The sequence below is a fragment of the Arthrobacter sp. CP30 genome (assembly GCF_053470025.1).
Genome location: NZ_JBQEMM010000004.1, coordinates 111,812 through 125,985 on the forward strand (window position 1 = coordinate 111,812; position 14,174 = coordinate 125,985).

15 protein-coding genes are annotated in these 14,174 nt (G+C 70.9%); 7 read left to right on the plus strand and 8 right to left on the minus strand.

What is annotated here, in order from left to right; genetic code table 11:
• Position 1: 1 nt before the first annotated feature.
• Positions 2-742, minus strand: coding sequence for a YoaK family protein (locus ACTIMO_RS07375; protein ID WP_448181991.1), 741 nt, complete (start codon positions 740-742; stop codon positions 2-4).
• Between the two features lie 144 nt (positions 743-886).
• Here ACTIMO_RS07375 and ACTIMO_RS07380 point away from each other — a divergent pair, with 144 nt between their 5' ends.
• From ACTIMO_RS07380 to ACTIMO_RS07405, 6 genes are read left to right on the plus strand one after another with little or no spacing between them, the layout of a single operon-like run.
• Positions 887-2,578 (plus strand): ABC transporter substrate-binding protein, encoded by a 1,692-nt coding sequence (locus ACTIMO_RS07380; RefSeq protein ID WP_448181992.1) that lies wholly within the window; start codon positions 887-889, stop codon positions 2,576-2,578.
• Between the two features lies 1 nt (position 2,579).
• Positions 2,580-3,533: an ABC transporter permease gene (locus ACTIMO_RS07385; protein WP_448181993.1), complete on the plus strand. Its 954-nt coding sequence runs from the start codon at positions 2,580-2,582 to the stop codon at positions 3,531-3,533.
• Positions 3,533-4,423: an ABC transporter permease gene (locus ACTIMO_RS07390; RefSeq protein WP_055769951.1), complete on the plus strand. Its 891-nt coding sequence runs from the start codon at positions 3,533-3,535 to the stop codon at positions 4,421-4,423. The genes ACTIMO_RS07385 and ACTIMO_RS07390 overlap by 1 nt, the downstream gene beginning before the upstream one ends.
• Positions 4,424-4,428: 5 nt before the next feature.
• Positions 4,429-6,237 (plus strand): gamma-glutamyltransferase family protein, encoded by a 1,809-nt coding sequence (locus tag ACTIMO_RS07395; RefSeq protein WP_448181994.1) that lies wholly within the window; start codon positions 4,429-4,431, stop codon positions 6,235-6,237.
• Positions 6,221-7,879, plus strand: a complete 1,659-nt coding sequence (locus ACTIMO_RS07400) for a dipeptide ABC transporter ATP-binding protein (protein ID WP_422391448.1) — start codon at positions 6,221-6,223, stop codon at positions 7,877-7,879. Before ACTIMO_RS07395 ends, ACTIMO_RS07400 begins: the two co-directional genes overlap by 17 nt.
• Complete coding sequence (locus ACTIMO_RS07405) at positions 7,869-8,585, plus strand: GntR family transcriptional regulator (RefSeq protein WP_448181995.1); 717 nt, start codon at positions 7,869-7,871, stop codon at positions 8,583-8,585. The genes ACTIMO_RS07400 and ACTIMO_RS07405 overlap by 11 nt, the downstream gene beginning before the upstream one ends.
• Before the next feature lie 44 nt (positions 8,586-8,629).
• Here ACTIMO_RS07405 and ACTIMO_RS07410 read toward each other — a convergent pair whose 3' ends face one another.
• Positions 8,630-9,886, minus strand: a complete 1,257-nt coding sequence (locus tag ACTIMO_RS07410; RefSeq protein WP_055769957.1) for a phospholipase D-like domain-containing protein — start codon at positions 9,884-9,886, stop codon at positions 8,630-8,632.
• A gap of 49 nt (positions 9,887-9,935) precedes the next feature.
• A complete protein-coding gene (locus tag ACTIMO_RS07415; protein WP_448181996.1) occupies positions 9,936-10,679 on the minus strand; it encodes an MBL fold metallo-hydrolase in 744 nt (247 codons plus the stop codon).
• 221 nt (positions 10,680-10,900) lie between these two features.
• Here ACTIMO_RS07415 and ACTIMO_RS07420 point away from each other — a divergent pair, with 221 nt between their 5' ends.
• Entirely contained in the window at positions 10,901-11,170 is a 270-nt protein-coding gene (locus ACTIMO_RS07420; protein WP_448181997.1) for a hypothetical protein, read from the plus strand.
• Here ACTIMO_RS07420 and ACTIMO_RS07425 read toward each other — a convergent pair.
• The 5 genes from ACTIMO_RS07425 to ACTIMO_RS07445 form a co-directional block, all read right to left on the minus strand.
• Positions 11,167-11,922, minus strand: a complete 756-nt coding sequence (locus tag ACTIMO_RS07425) for an SOS response-associated peptidase (protein WP_448181998.1) — start codon at positions 11,920-11,922, stop codon at positions 11,167-11,169. The two genes, ACTIMO_RS07420 and ACTIMO_RS07425, sit on opposite strands and share 4 nt — an antisense overlap.
• 70 nt (positions 11,923-11,992) lie before the next feature.
• Positions 11,993-12,403 (minus strand): hypothetical protein, encoded by a 411-nt coding sequence (locus ACTIMO_RS07430; RefSeq protein ID WP_152815536.1) that lies wholly within the window; start codon positions 12,401-12,403, stop codon positions 11,993-11,995.
• A 75-nt stretch (positions 12,404-12,478) separates the two neighbouring features.
• Positions 12,479-12,877, minus strand: coding sequence for a hypothetical protein (locus ACTIMO_RS07435; protein ID WP_055769972.1), 399 nt, complete (start codon positions 12,875-12,877; stop codon positions 12,479-12,481).
• Positions 12,874-13,485 carry an Asp23/Gls24 family envelope stress response protein gene (locus ACTIMO_RS07440; RefSeq protein ID WP_055769975.1) on the minus strand — a complete coding sequence of 204 codons (612 nt, stop codon included), beginning with the start codon at positions 13,483-13,485 and terminating at the stop codon, positions 12,874-12,876. Before ACTIMO_RS07440 ends, ACTIMO_RS07435 begins: the two co-directional genes overlap by 4 nt.
• The gene (locus ACTIMO_RS07445) at positions 13,482-14,057 is read right to left on the minus strand and encodes an RNA polymerase sigma factor (protein ID WP_055769977.1); all 576 of its coding nucleotides are present in this window, start codon (positions 14,055-14,057) and stop codon (positions 13,482-13,484) included. Before ACTIMO_RS07445 ends, ACTIMO_RS07440 begins: the two co-directional genes overlap by 4 nt.
• Between the last annotated feature and the right edge of the window lie 117 nt (positions 14,058-14,174).

The window sequence follows — 14,174 nt, forward strand, 5'->3', positions numbered from 1 at the left end:
CCTACCGTAATGCGGTTTCCTTGGCGTTCTCCGCCGTCGCCGAGCGGCGGTCCGTCCGATGGCGCAGGTGCCCCACCAGGGTCACGACGCCGGACAGCAGCGCGGACACGGCAATGCCCAGCCACAGGTCCACCGTCAGGGTGAGCGCCCCGACGACGGCACCGGCCATGATGAGCGCGATGGCGGAGAAGCGGCGCGCCCAGAAGGGACTCCTGCCGCCGGCCAGCCGGGAGTCGGACGCGAGGCCCGTGATGGTGGAGGTGACGACGACGGTGGTGATCTCGGCGACCTTGAGGCGTTTCGCCGTGGCGGCCTGGATGCCCATCGCGGTGGCGAGCACCGACGTCGTGATGCTGCCCAGGATCTCCGCGGCATGCACGTCGACGAGGGCCACGTAGACGGCGAGCGCGGTGAGTCCGAGCGTCACCGTGAGCAGCGTGCTCGAGGTGCGCCCCGACCAGCCCTCCGGTCCCTTCCGCAGCACGCTCCCGGCCAGAGCCGCGCCGACCATGAAGAAGACGAGGGCGAGGGCGGGCCGGAGGATCGGGAGGTCCGCCCCGCCGGCGAAGGCCATCCCGAGGAGGACGACGTTCCCCGTCATGTTCCCGGTGAAGACGCGGTCGAGCCCGAGGTAGCCGACGGCGTCGATCACGCCCGTCGAGAAGGTGAGGACGAGCATGAGCCACAGGTGCAGGCGGTCCGTCGCGACGCGCGGGTTCTTCTTCGCCTTCTTCTTCGCCATGAATTCCCTCGGTAACAGTCTTGAAACGAATGTATACGAAGCTTATCGTCGTACGAGCGATTGTATTCAATCCTTTCGCCCGTGCAGAAGCTGTATCCCGCAGCGCAGCAGCAGTTCCGTCCCGTCCGTTCGTGAGGAACCCCCATGCAGCACCAGAACCAGCACCTGCAGGCCCGCAGTGCGCGCGGCAGGAGGTCCGGCAGAGCCGCCGGACTCCTGGCCGCTGCCGCCATCGCGGTCACGGCCCTGACCGCGTGCCAACCGATCCAGCCCCTGCCGGCAGCGCCGGTCCGCGAGGACGTGACGGGCGTTCCCCTCGGGGAAGCCACGGTCCGGGAGGGCGGTGACCTCGTGATGGCGCTCTCGGCCGAACCGGACCGCCTCGACCCGACGACGTCGTCCTCCCTCTACACGCGGTACGTCATGCAGACCATGTGCCAGAAGCTCTACGACATCGACGCCGAGGGGGAGATCGTCCCGCAGCTCGCCACCGCGCTGCCGGAGGTCTCCGAGGACGGCCTCACGGTCACCATCCCGGTCCGCACGGACGCCGTGTTCGCGGACGGCGTCCCGTTCGACGCCGAGGCCGTCCGGACCACGCTCGAACGCCACCTGACCCTCGAGGGCTCGACCCGCAAGAGTGAACTGGGCCCGATCGCCGGGATCCGCGCGGTCGGCGAGGACCGCGTCGAGATCAGCTACGAGCGGCCGTTCGCTCCCCTGACCGCCGCGCTCGCCGACCGCGCCGGGATGATGCTCTCGCCGCAGGCCATCGCCGAGAACGGGGCGGACTTCGGCACCAGCCCGGTCTGCGTGGGGCCCTTCAAGTTCGTGGACCGCGTGCCCCAGACCTCGATCACCGTGGAGCGCGATCCGCTCTACTACGACGCCGAGGACGTCCACCTCGACACCATCACCTACCGCATCATCACGGACGCCAACATCAGGGCCGCGAACCTGCGCTCCGGCGACGTCCAGGTGGCGGACACCATCTCCCCGCAGGACGTCGACGCGCTGCTCAAGGAGGACGGCGTGGGCGTGCTCCAGGTCGGCTCCCTCGGCTACCAGGCCCTCACCGTGAACGTCGGAAACGTGGACGGGGCGGGGGAGCCGCCCGGCACCATCGACACGCCCATCGCCCAGGAGAGCGCCATCAGGATGGCGCTGTCCATGTCGATCGACCGCGAGGCACTGGTCAACACCGTGTTCAACAGCTGGTTCGAACCCGCCTGCTCCCCGGTGTCCCCGGACAGCCCGTACTCCTCCGCACTGAGCGAGGCCTGCCCACCCTACGACCCGGAGGGCGCCCGGCAGCTGCTCGAGGACGCCGGCGTCGAGACCCCGTACCCGCTGGAGATGCAGGTCACCAACACCCCGGACACCCTGCGCTTCGGCCAGGCCCTGCAGGCCGCGGTGGCGGACGGCGGCTTCGACCTCACCGTGGTGCCCGTGGAGTACTCGACGCTCCTCGACGTGCAGTCGCAGGGCGATTTCGAGGCGCTGCAGCTCGGCTGGTCCGGGCGGATCGACCCGCACGGCAACATGTTCAACTTCCTCTCGACCGGTGGCGGCAACAACTACTCCGGCTACAGCAACCCGGAACTGGACGAGGTGCTCACGAGTGCGGCGCAGATCAACGACGTCGAGGGCCGCGCGGAGCTCTACGGCAAGGCCGTCGAGCTCGTGCAGCGCGACAACCCGATCATCTACCTCTACCGCCAGCGGAACCTGACCGCCTACAGCACCGACGTCGTCGGCGTCGAGACCTTCACGGACGGCGTGGTCCACCTGAGCGACGCCGCGTTCATCGAGCCCACCGACGAGACGGAGAACTGACATGGGCCGCTACCTCCTCACCCGGCTCTGGCAGTCGGTCGTCACCCTCGTCCTCGCCTCCCTCGTCGTCTTCATCGGCGTGCGCCAGCTGCCCGGGGACCCCGCCCTCGCCATGGCGGGGGAGGAGGCGACGCCGGAACAGCTCGCCGCCGTGCGCGCCGACATGGGACTCGACCAGCCGCTCGTGACCCAGTACCTGGCGTTCGTGCGCAACACGTTCAGCGGCGACTTCGGTGAATCGACCCGCACGGGGACCCCGGTCACCGAACTGGTCGCCACCACGCTGCCCGTCACGCTGTGGCTCTCGGCCTACGCGATCGTGGTGGCCATCGTGATCGGCATCCTCTTCGGGGTGATCGCGGAGCGGTTCCGTGGCCGCTGGCCCGAGTGGGTCGCCAACGCCTTCGCCCTCGTCGGCCTGTCCGTGCCGAACTTCTGGCTCGGCATCCTCGCCATCCTCTACCTCGCGGTGACGCTCGGCTGGTTCCCCGCCTCCGGCTACGTCGACGTGCTCTCGGATCCGCTGCGGGGGCTGTACTACCTGACCCTGCCCGCCCTGATCCTCGGCACCGGTCTCGCCGCGGTCATCATGCGCCAGACGAGGGCGTCGATGATCGAGACCATGACCACCGACTACGTGCGGACCGCGCGGGCCAAGGGGCTCGGCCGCGGGCGGGTCCTCGTGCGCTACGGCCTGCGGAACTCCCTGATCGTCGTCGTGACCATCGTGGGTCTCCAGCTCGGCGGCCTCATCTCGGGCGCCGTGGTCACCGAGCGGATCTTCGCCCTGCCGGGCTTCGGCAAGCTCACGCTCGACGCCGTCTTCACCCGCGACTATCCCGTGATCCAGGCCGTGGTGCTCATCATCACCGTCAGCTACATCCTCATCAACCTCGCCGTGGACATCCTGTACTCGGTGGTCAATCCCAAGATCCGCGTCGGAGGAGCCAACTGATGGCCGTCGAAACCCTGCCCCCGAAAGCGGGAGGCGCCGGCCTCGGCTCCGGCCGCGGCCGCATCCTGTCCTCCCTCCGGCACAACCCGCTGGGCATCACGGGCGGCATCATGCTCGTCGCCGTGGTGCTGGCCGGACTGCTCGCCCCGCTCCTCGCGCCCTACTCGCCGTCGGAGGTGCACTTCGACACACCCTTCCAGCGGCCGCTGACCGAGGGCTTCCCGCTCGGCACGGACGATCTCGGGCGGGACATCCTCTCGCGCCTTCTCTTCGGCATCCAGACCTCGCTGCAGGTCGGTGTGCTCTCGGTCCTCCTCGCCGTCGTCATCGGGACGCCCCTCGGCCTGCTCGCGGGCTACTCCCGCGGGTTCGACGCCGTGATCTCCCGCCTCACCGACGTCACCCTCGCCTTCCCGTTCCTCATCATCGCCGTCGGACTCGCCGCCATCAGCGGGCCGAGCCTCGGCAATGCGGCGATCGCCCTCGGTATCGCCCAGATCCCCACCATGATCCGGGTGGTCCGCGGCGAGACGCTGCGCATCAAGGAGAGCGACTTCGTGCTCGGGGCCCGCACCATGGACGCCTCGCCCACCTGGATCATGCTGCGGCACGTGCTGCCCAACGCGACGTCCGCCATCATCGTCCAGGCCACGGTCATCATGCCCGTCGCCGTGATCGGGGAGGCACTCCTGTCCTTCCTGGGGCTCGGCATCCAGCCGCCCACGCCGAGCCTCGGCATCATGCTCTCCGACGCCCAGCAGTACATCTTCCGCGCGCCCAGCGCGGCGATCTTCCCGGGCATCGCGATCGCGCTGATCTGCCTGGCCTTCAATCTCTTCGGCGATGCCCTGCGCGACGCCTTCGACCCGACGAACACCACCCGGAAGTGACCACGATGACGTACACACCCCCTCCCTCCTTCACCACCCGGCCCACCCTGCAGGGGACGTTCGGCATGACCGCCTCGACGCACTGGCTCGCCACCGCATCAGCCCAGGCCGTGCTCGAGCGCGGCGGCAACGCCTTCGACTCCGCCGTGGCCGGGGCGTTCGTCCTGCACGTCGTCGAGCCGCACCTCAACGGCCCCGGCGGGGACATGACGGGGGTGTTCGCGACCGCGGCGGAACCCGGCAGGCCCGTGGTCCTCATGGGCCAGGGCCCCGCACCCGCGGCCGCGACCCGTGAGCACTACCTCGCCGAAGGCCTCGAACTCGTCCCCGGCGCCGGGGCGCTCGCCGCAGCGGTCCCCGCCGCCGTCGACGCCTGGCTGGTCCTGCTCCGCGACCACGGGACCTGGGAACTGGAGGACGTCCTGGCCTTCGCCATCGGGTACGCCCGTGACGGCCACCCGATCGTCGGGCGCGTCGGCGCGACCATCGCCGCCGTCGCCGACCTCTTCACCGAGCACTGGCCCACTTCGGCCGCGCTGTGGATGCCCGAGGGCCGGCCGCCACGGGAGGGCGAGGTCATCCGCAACGAGGCCTACGCCCGCGTGCTCGGGTCACTGGTCGCTGCGGCGGCCGACGGCGGGACGCGCGAGGAGCGCATTGACGCGGCCCGGCTCGAGTGGCGGACCGGCCTCGTGGCCCAGGCTGCCGCGGAGTTCGTGCAGACGCCGCACCGGCACTCCTCCGGACTCGACCACGCCGGAGTGATCACCGTGGAGGACTTCGCAGGCTTCGAGGCGGGCTACGAGGAGGCGACCACCCTCGAGTTCCGCGGGCACACCATCGCGAAGACCGGGCCCTGGGGCCAGGGCCCGGCCCTGCTGCAGACCCTCGCGATCCTCGACGGATTCGACGACGAGCGCCTGGACCCCTCGACGGCGATCGGTGCCCACACCATTCTCGAGGCGCAGAAGCTCGCTATCGCCGACCGTGAGGCGTACTACGGTGACGCCGACGTGCCCATGGAGTACCTGCTCTCGGCGGAGTACGCCGCCGAACGCCGCGCGCTCATCACCGACGACGCCTCCCGGGAGTTCCGGCCGGGCACGGTCCCGGGCGTCGAGCCCTTCACGCCACCGCTCCGCACGGGCTACACGCCGCCGGCGCTGGCCGACGGCAGCGGCTTCGCCGGGGTCGGGGAGCCGACGGTGTCCCGCAGCGGCGAGACCCGCGGGGACACCTGCCACATCGACGTCGTCGACGCGCACGGCAACATGGTCTCCGCGACACCGAGCGGCGGCTGGCTGCAGTCCTCGCCGGCCATCCCCGAGCTCGGCTTCTGCCTGGGTTCGCGCCTGCAGATGACCTGGCTCGAGGAGGGCGGCCCGTCCACGCTGCAGGCCGGGAAGCGGCCCCGCACCACGCTCACCCCGACCCTCGTCCTGAAGGACGGACGGCCCGTGGTCGCCCTCGGGTCCCCGGGCGGGGACCAGCAGGACCAGTGGCAGCTGCTGTACCTCCTGCGGACGATCGTCGGCGGGTACTCGCCCCAGCAGGCCGTCGACGCGCCGTCCCTGCACACCACATCCATCCCCGGGTCCTTCTGGCCCCGGACCTGGGAGCCGGGCGGCGCCGTGGTCGAGGACCGGCTCGGCGAGGACGTGATCGCGGACCTCGAACGCCGCGGCCATGTCGTCACGAGCGCAGGGGACTGGTCGCTCGGCCGCCTCTCCTCCGTCACCAAGGACCACGCGACCGGCGTGCTGTCCGCCTCCGCCAACCCCCGAGGAGCACAGGGCTATGCTGCAGGACGCTGAGAACATCCTGGAGGTCTCCGACCTCGACGTCACCTTCGGCGGGACCCCCGTGCTGCACCGCATCGGGTTCTCGATGCGGCGCGGGGAGCGCGTGGCGATCGTCGGCCAGTCCGGTTCGGGCAAGTCGACGGCCATCGGCGCGATCCTCCGCCTGCTGCCCGGAAGCGGACGCATCACCCACGGATCGATCGTCCTCGGCGCCGGACGGACGCGCGGTGGAGTCGAGGACCTGGCGACGGCGACCGAGCCGGTCATGCGGAGCATCCGGGGCCAGCGCGTCGGACTCGTGCCCCAGGACCCCATGTCCAACCTCAACCCGGCCATGAAGATCGGTCCGCAGGTCGCCGACGCCCTCGTCGCCAGCCGCCGCGATCTCGGGGCCGAGGGGAAGCTGGACCGCGGCGAGGTGAAGAGGCGTGCGGTCGCCCTCCTCACGGAGGCGGGCATCCCCGACGCCGAGCGGCGGTACGGCCAGTACCCGCACGAGTTCTCGGGCGGCATGCGCCAGCGGGTCCTCATCGCCATCGCCCTCGCGGGCGAGCCCGAGCTGCTGATCGCCGACGAGCCGACCTCCGCCCTGGACGTCACGGTGCAGCGCCAGATCCTCAACCACCTGCAGTCGCTCGTGGACGCGCGCGGCACCTCCCTGCTGTTCATCACGCACGATCTCGGGCTCGCCGCGGACCGCACCGACCGCATCATCGTCATGTCCGAGGGCCGGATCGTGGAGGTCGGGACGCCCCGGCAGATCCTCCTCGACCCGCAGGAGGAGTACACGAGGCAGCTGGTCGCGGCTGCCCCCTCGGTCGCGGCGGCGCTCGACGCCGACCCCCTCGCCGAGACTCCGGCCGCACGGAGCGAACCCATCCTGGTGGTGCGCAACCTCGTGAAGGAGTTCGCCCTGCGCGGGCAGCGCGGCGGGACGGTGCGTGCCGTGAACGACGTCTCCTTCCAGGTGGAGCGCGGCACCACCACGGCGGTGGTGGGCGAGTCCGGTTCGGGCAAGACCACGGTGGCGCGCATCATCCTCGGGCTGGAGTCGGCGTCCTCCGGGGAGGCCCTGATCGACGGCGCGTCGCTCACCACCACGCGGGGCGCACAACGGCGCGCGCTGCGCCGCACGGTGCAGCCCGTGTTCCAGGACCCCTACGGATCGCTCGATCCGACCTACAGCATCGAGCGGCTCATCGACGAGCCGCTGCGCATCTTCGGCGTCGGGGACCGGGAGAGCAGGCGCGAGCGGGTCGCGGAACTCCTGGACCAGGTGGCGCTGCCGCGCGGGGTGGCCCAGCGCCGCCCGAACGAGCTCTCCGGAGGCCAGCGGCAGCGCGTCGCGATCGCCCGGGCCCTCGCGCTCGAACCCGAGCTGCTCATCTGCGACGAGGCGGTCTCGGCGCTCGACGTCCTCGTCCAGGACCAGATCCTCACGCTGCTCGCCGACCTGCAGGACCGGCTCGGCCTGACCTACCTGTTCATCACGCACGATCTCTCGGTGGTGCGGCAGATCGCCCACGACGTCGTCGTCATGAGATCGGGTGACGTGGTGGAGAGCGGTACCGTGGACGAGGTCTTCAACCGCCCTCGGGCGGACTACACGAAGGAGCTTCTTGGAGCCATCCCGGGCGCGGCGTTTGCGGCCTGAGCAGGATGCCGCGGCCCCGCAGCGCGTCCTCGACGCGATCCGCCGCGACATCATCTTCGGGACGCTCCTGCCCGGCGTCCGGGTGACAGAGGCGGCTCTGGCCACGAAGTACGGTGTCTCTCGCGTCCCCGTCCGCGAGGCGCTGCGGGCCCTGGAGGCCGAAGGCTTCGTGGAGTCGAAGCCCTATGCGGGGTCCACGGTCGCGGAGATCCCGCTCGACGACGCCGAGGACCTCTTCGCGGTGCGCGGCGTCATCGAGTCCACCATCGCGCGCCGGGCGGCGCGCCGCGCGGCCGCGCAGTTCGCCGCGGACGCGCCCAGCACGCAGTGGTGGTCGGCGCGCCGGGCCCTTGCCGACATCCTCGACGACGGCGACCGCGCGGTGGCCGCCGATGCCCTCGCGGACCTCCCCGAACTCAACATCCGCTTCCACCTGGGCGTCGCGGAACTCAGCGGCAGTGCCTCGCTCGCGGCCCTGCTGCGCCAGATCTCGGGGAAGATCGAGTGGCTGTACGCGGCGGACGTGGACAACCGCGGCAAGCAGTCCTGGGGTGAGCACCGGCTGATCATGGCGGCCATCGACGCGGGCAGCGAGGCGGAGGCCGAACGCCTGATGGCCGGCCACGTGGGCTCCTCGCACCGCGGGTACATGGAGCGGTTCGCCGCGCCGCGGGACGCGGACGGCGGGACCGTCCACCGGGGCTGAGGCCGCGCCGCGCCACGACGCGGGAAGCCCCGCAGGTGCTCCGGCTACAGGAACGGGCGCAGCGGCGCGAGGATCGCCTCGCTCACGCGGGCCACGAGGTGCCGGCTGTCCCATTCCTCCTTGCTGAGCACGCGGCTGTTGGAGGTGTCCACCTCGAAGATCCGCTCCATGGTCGCGGCGAGGGCGCGGTCGAAGATCTCGAGGTTGATCTCGTAGTTGCCCGTCAGGCTCAGGCGGTCGATGTTGGCGGTACCGACGGTGCTCCACTCGCCGTCGATCGTCGCGGTCTTCGCGTGGATCATGGAGTTCTGGTACAGCAGGATCTGGACGCCCGCGTCGATCAGGGAGGAGTAGAACCCGCGCGAGAGCCAATCCGAGACCACGTGGTTGGAGTCCTCGGGCAGGATCACGCGGACGTCCACGCCCCGGCGGCTGGCCCGCAGCAGGGCGTCGAGGATCTGCCGGTCCGGGATGAAGTAGGCCGTCGTGATGAAGATGTGGTGCCGCGCCCGGTTGATCGCGTCCAGGTAGATCCCCCGGATGGGGAACACGAGGTTCGCGGGGATGTTGTTCACGGCGCGGATGCGCGGCTCCCAGAAGGATGCACTGAGATCGGGGAGCTCGGGCCTGCGCGGGATGGCCCGCAGGTTCCAGAACCCGACGAAGGCCTCGCGGAGCTCCCAGACCGAGGGGCCGCGGATCTCCAGGTGCGTGTCCCGCCACTTTGTGGCGTAGAGGGAGCCGATGTTGTAGCCGCCCACGAAGCCCACCTCGTCGTCGACCACCAGGACCTTGCGGTGGTCCAGCCCGGTGCCACGGATGTTCGTGAAGACGATGGAGGGACGGAGCACGGGGAAGCGGTAGGCATTGACGCGTGGATGCCAGGCGTAGAAGAACGGGTTGACCACGAGGTTCGCGAACCCGTCGTAGATCACGAAGACCTTCACTCCGCGCTCCGCAGCGCGGTTCACGGCGTCGCGGAAGCGCGCACCGACCTCGTCACCCTTCCAGATGTACGTCTCGAGGAGTACCTGGTGCTCGGCCCGGTCGATCGCGGCGATCATCGCGTCGAAGAGGTCCTCGCCGTACGTGTAGACCGTGGTGTCCGTGTCGGCGATCCTCGTGTGGAACGTCCCCGGTTGCGGGAAGCCCGGTCGCTTGCGGCGCTGGCGCTTCTGGTAGGTGTCCACGGCGACCAGGCCCGCGATCACGACCGCCTGCGCCGAGAACAGGCCGAGAGCGGCCCGCTTCATCGTGACCCGGGCGAAGCCCATCACCGTCTTCTGCTTGAACCAGCCCATACATCCAGCGTATCGCCTCGTCGGTAGCGGCCCGCCGGGGGCGGCCGGATCAGTGCCCGCCGACCTCGAGGGCCTGCGCGACGGCGGTGGCGACGCCCGCACGCCAGGGGAAGCCGTGCCCCGGGAGCACCGTCCTCGCCGCAGTGGCCCGCAGCGCCTCCAGCGACCGCAGCGCCGTGGCGGTGTCCGCGGTCGCCGCGCGCGCGACCACCTGCGGTCCGGGGTGGCCGGTGTACGGATCGAGCGTCACGAGGGCATCACCGCTGATCACGGCGTCGCGGTCGGGGAAGTGGAGCCCGCAGTGACCCTTCGTGTGACCGGGCGTCGGCACGAGCAGCGGCGCGCCGGGCAGCGCCGCGGCCGCCTCGGGGGTGAGCGGGAGGGTGTCCGCCACGCCCTTGACCATCAGGGCGCCGGCCGCAGTCATCCGGGCGAGGCCGGGGACGGCGCGGGGATACCGGAGCGGATACAGGAAGGGCGTGCGCTCGCGCTCGTAGCTGTAGGGGTGAGCCGCGATGCGGGCGTCGTCGGGATGGCAGTACACGGGGATCCCGTAGCGCGACCTCAGGTGCTCGGCGGTGCCCACGTGGTCGAAGTGCCCGTGGGTCAGGACGATCGCCCGGAGGTCCCCGACGGGACGGCCGATCCGCTCCATCGCCTCCAGCAGCAGGCCCTTCGAGCGCGGCAGGCCCGTGTCCACGAGCAGCACGCCGTCGTCGTCCTCCACGAGGTAGACGTTCGTCCTCGCCTGCTCGAGGTAGTGGATCCCCGGGGCGATGTCCGTCCTGATCATGCTGTGCCTCACTCGTGCTCGTGGTGTGCCGGTCCCTGGTTCCGACCCTAGGCAGGCGGTGGCGTGGCGACAAGGAGGACGATGCGGCGCTGCCGGGGTTTCCATCGGCGCCCGCAGTGGCTACCTTGGGGACAGCAGGACGGGCACGGCACCCGAGCGCGGCAGCGGCGCGACCGAGGGCCGGGAGGCCGATCCTCGGGAGGCACGGGATGACGACGGGCATGAGCCAGCAGGAGCAGCAGCGCCTGACGTGCGCCGCTTTCCGCTCGACCGCGCTGTCGACGTACGACCTGTGGCTGCGGTACTTCAGCCTCGGCGGCAACGCCGGTGAGGAGGAGGTGGACGCCTACCTCTACAGCTCCCTGTTGCTCCCGCCCTTCGAGCGGGACGTCCTCGCGCTCGCCGTCAACGAATTCATCGCCGACCAGCCCCCGGCGCCCCGGGCGCCGTACGGCGGCATGGAGGGCCCGACGGCGCCCGCCGCCGGCTAGAGCAGGGTCTGCTGTTCGGCGTCCGCCGTCACGTCCCCCGGCAGCGGGTCGATGAGATCGGGGCCGTTGTTGCGCACGGAGCCGACGCGGGATCCCACGAGCCGGGGCAGCAGGTGCGGGTCGGGGATGGCGTCCAGCAGTTGCTGCACCGCGGGGCGCGCATCATTCCGGGGGTCGAGCCAGTCGCCGCGCATGTCGGCGGGGACGATCACCGGGGTGCGGTCGTGGATCTCACCCAGGGCGTCGCTCGCCGGTCGGGTGATGATGCTGCAGCTGACCACCCAGGTGCCCTTCGGGTGTTCCTCGGACGCCGTCGCCGGGTCACGCCAGAACTCGTACAGGCCGGCGAATCCGAGGTGCCCGCCGTCCGGGCCGTGCAGGTAGATGGGGGTCTTGGTGCCGTCGTCGTTCTTCCGCCACTCGTAGTAGCCGTCCGCCGGGACGATCCCGCGGCGCTTGAGGGCCGCGGCGCGGAAGGAGGGCTTCTCGAGGAGGGTCTCGCTGCGGGCGTTGATCATGCGCGAGCCCACGGACGCGGACTTCGACCAGGACGGGATGAGTCCCCACCGGGCCGGTTCCAGCCATCGGGTCAGTTCACCCGTCTCCGGGTCGAGGCGTTCGACGACGAGCTGCACGGTGTCGGTGGGAGCCACGTTCCAGGACGGCTCGATCTCGCCCTCGACCGCCTCGTCCACCTCGAAGGCGTCGATGAGGTCGGCCTTGTTGCCGGCGATCACGAATCGTCCGCACATGGCGCCCGGGTCCTTCCGTCGTCTGCCACGCCGGTGGCCCCGCGGGTGAGCGGGCCACCGGCGGGGGTGCCTACTTCTTCTTGCGGTCCAGCAGCAGTGCGAGGGCGATCCCGACCATCCAGATGTCCTTCGCGACGGACGTGCCGTCCTGCGTGGGACGGACACCGTCCTCCTGCGTGAGCTCCGGGGTGCGGAAGTACATGGTCATCATGCCGGCCGAGAAGGCCAGGAGCCCGAGGCCCGCGAGCCGGCTGGGGATGAACGGTGCCAGCAGCGCCGAGCCGACGGCGATCTCCGAGGCGGCGAGGACCTTGCCGAACTGCTGGGCCTCGAGCTGGCTGAACTGCGGGAAGGCCTTCGACGCCATGGCCTGCAGGTAGCCGGCCGAGCCCTCGTCGAGGCTCGTCTTGCCCAGGCCGGAGTTGAGGATGAAGGCGCCGGTGGTGAGGCGGAGCGGTACGTGGCTGGGGCGGAAACCCATGGTGGTGCCTTTCGTCGGAGGGGAGTTCGGGAGCATGGTCCGCCTGTGAGCCTACGGCCGCTACGGTCGGGGCCGCTAGTCCTGTCCGGGGGGTCCGGCGACACCACCGGCCCCAGGGGTGCCCGCGACGTCGGGGAGGTCCGCACCGGCCATGAAGGCGCAGAGCTGGACGCGCACTTCCGCACCCTCCGCCCGGTCACCGAGGGCGTGCCGGACGGCGGTCGCGACGCGCCGCACGAGCGCAGGGCCCGGATACTCGGACAGCCCGGCGAAGCGGATGTGCACCACGAGGGTGCCGGCCTCCTCCCGGAGTCCCACGAGTCCCTCCCCGTCCGTGGCGGCCACCGTGCGGGCACGGCCCGCCTCGAGGATGGTGCGGAGGGCGGAGTGCGGGGGATAGAGGCCCGCGACACCCTCGGTCGCCATGACCTGCGCCTCGATCGCGCGGGCGAGGTCCGGGAGGTCGGTGGTCATGGCTGGTCCTCTCCGGCGCCATCGGTCCCGAACAGGTCGGTGACCGTGATGTCCACTCCCTGGAGATCGAGCTCGGTGTGGGTGGTGAGCGCCTCGGCGACGGCGGAGCGCAGCGCGTCCACGAGGGTGGGGAGGCGATACCCGTGCAGGGCCGTGACACTGAGCTCCACGCGGGTCTGCGCACCGGGCTCGGTGATGTCGCCGTGCAGGCGGCACTTGCCGATGGTCACGCCGTCGATGCCGTCGCCGGTCCGCCGGATGAGGGCGACGACGGCACCCTCTGTCTCCGAGAGGCCGTCATCGGGATCGTCCGAGGCGACCGGGATGGAGCGGCCGGCACGGGTCTCCAGCCGGAGGTTGGAGAGGATGTCCTGCAGCCAGCCGTCGGACTCGGCGGCGATGCGGGCGTCGTCCTCCGCGAGCGACCGCGTCAGGTCCCCGAGCGAGCGGAGGCTCGCGAGGCCCGACTGGCACTGGGGACACTGCCGGTAGTGCCCCTCGTAGGGCGAGCTGCCGGTGGCCAGGTAGTCGGCGAGCTCGTCGATGGAGTGGCCGCAGTCGTCCGCGGGGGAGTGATCGCCGACCCCGCGCGTGTCGTCCTCGCTCATCGCCACCCCTCCATGTCCCTCATCAGCCTAGCGCGGGCCCGGGCGAGGCGTCCTCGGACGCTCTCGCTGGTCAGGCCGAGCTGCTCCGCGATCTCGTCGTAGGAGAGACCGCCCATCTCCTTGAGGACCCAGCACTGGCGCTGCTCGGCGGGCAGTGCCTCGAGGGAGCGGGCGAGGGCGTCGAGCCCCGACCCGGAGATCGTGGCGCTCTCGGGGGTGGGGGAGCTGTCCGAGACCTCGGCGAGGGAATCGGCGTCGGCGTGCTCGCGCCGGCGCCGCACGATGTCGATGCTCCGCCTGCCGCAGATCCGCATGAGCCAGGACTTGACCACGGAGCCGTCGCGGAGTTCCCCGAGGTGGTCCCACGCGTGGATCAGGGTCTCCTGGACGGCGTCGTCCGCGTCCGCCGTCGAACCGGTCAGGCGGACCGCGTAGCCGCGCATCATCGGACCGTAGCGGCGCGCGAGCACCTCGAACGCGGCGGTGTCGCCGTCGGTCGCGCGTTCACACAGCACCACGTCGGGCAGTGCGTCCAGCTGGATGTTCCGTTCAGGAGGTGTCACCCTCGGCATCTCCCTCGACCTCGATATGCCCCTCCTGCCCAGTGAACCGCACTTCGGTTGAAGCTCAAACTCACCGGGCCGGATCGATGCAAGTTTCCACAATGTTTCTCGACCTGCCGCGCTGAG

What these genes read in the sequence shown, in the direction of transcription:
- ACTIMO_RS07385 (WP_448181993.1), top strand. Translation starts at nt 2,580, where the DNA reads ATGGGCCGCTACCTCCTCACCCGGCTCTGGCAGTCGGTCGTCACCCTC.
- ACTIMO_RS07410 (WP_055769957.1), bottom strand. Translation starts at nt 9,886, where the DNA reads ATGGGCTGGTTCAAGCAGAAGACGGTGATGGGCTTCGCCCGGGTCACG.
- ACTIMO_RS07375 (WP_448181991.1), bottom strand. Translation starts at nt 742, where the DNA reads ATGGCGAAGAAGAAGGCGAAGAAGAACCCGCGCGTCGCGACGGACCGC.
- ACTIMO_RS07445 (WP_055769977.1), bottom strand. Translation starts at nt 14,057, where the DNA reads ATGCCGAGGGTGACACCTCCTGAACGGAACATCCAGCTGGACGCACTG.
- ACTIMO_RS07440 (WP_055769975.1), bottom strand. Translation starts at nt 13,485, where the DNA reads ATGAGCGAGGACGACACGCGCGGGGTCGGCGATCACTCCCCCGCGGAC.
- ACTIMO_RS07415 (WP_448181996.1), bottom strand. Translation starts at nt 10,679, where the DNA reads ATGATCAGGACGGACATCGCCCCGGGGATCCACTACCTCGAGCAGGCG.
- ACTIMO_RS07380 (WP_448181992.1), top strand. Translation starts at nt 887, where the DNA reads ATGCAGCACCAGAACCAGCACCTGCAGGCCCGCAGTGCGCGCGGCAGG.
- ACTIMO_RS07420 (WP_448181997.1), top strand. Translation starts at nt 10,901, where the DNA reads ATGAGCCAGCAGGAGCAGCAGCGCCTGACGTGCGCCGCTTTCCGCTCG.
- ACTIMO_RS07395 (WP_448181994.1), top strand. Translation starts at nt 4,429, where the DNA reads ATGACGTACACACCCCCTCCCTCCTTCACCACCCGGCCCACCCTGCAG.
- ACTIMO_RS07400 (WP_422391448.1), top strand. Translation starts at nt 6,221, where the DNA reads ATGCTGCAGGACGCTGAGAACATCCTGGAGGTCTCCGACCTCGACGTC.
- ACTIMO_RS07390 (WP_055769951.1), top strand. Translation starts at nt 3,533, where the DNA reads ATGGCCGTCGAAACCCTGCCCCCGAAAGCGGGAGGCGCCGGCCTCGGC.
- ACTIMO_RS07430 (WP_152815536.1), bottom strand. Translation starts at nt 12,403, where the DNA reads ATGGGTTTCCGCCCCAGCCACGTACCGCTCCGCCTCACCACCGGCGCC.
- ACTIMO_RS07435 (WP_055769972.1), bottom strand. Translation starts at nt 12,877, where the DNA reads ATGACCACCGACCTCCCGGACCTCGCCCGCGCGATCGAGGCGCAGGTC.
- ACTIMO_RS07425 (WP_448181998.1), bottom strand. Translation starts at nt 11,922, where the DNA reads ATGTGCGGACGATTCGTGATCGCCGGCAACAAGGCCGACCTCATCGAC.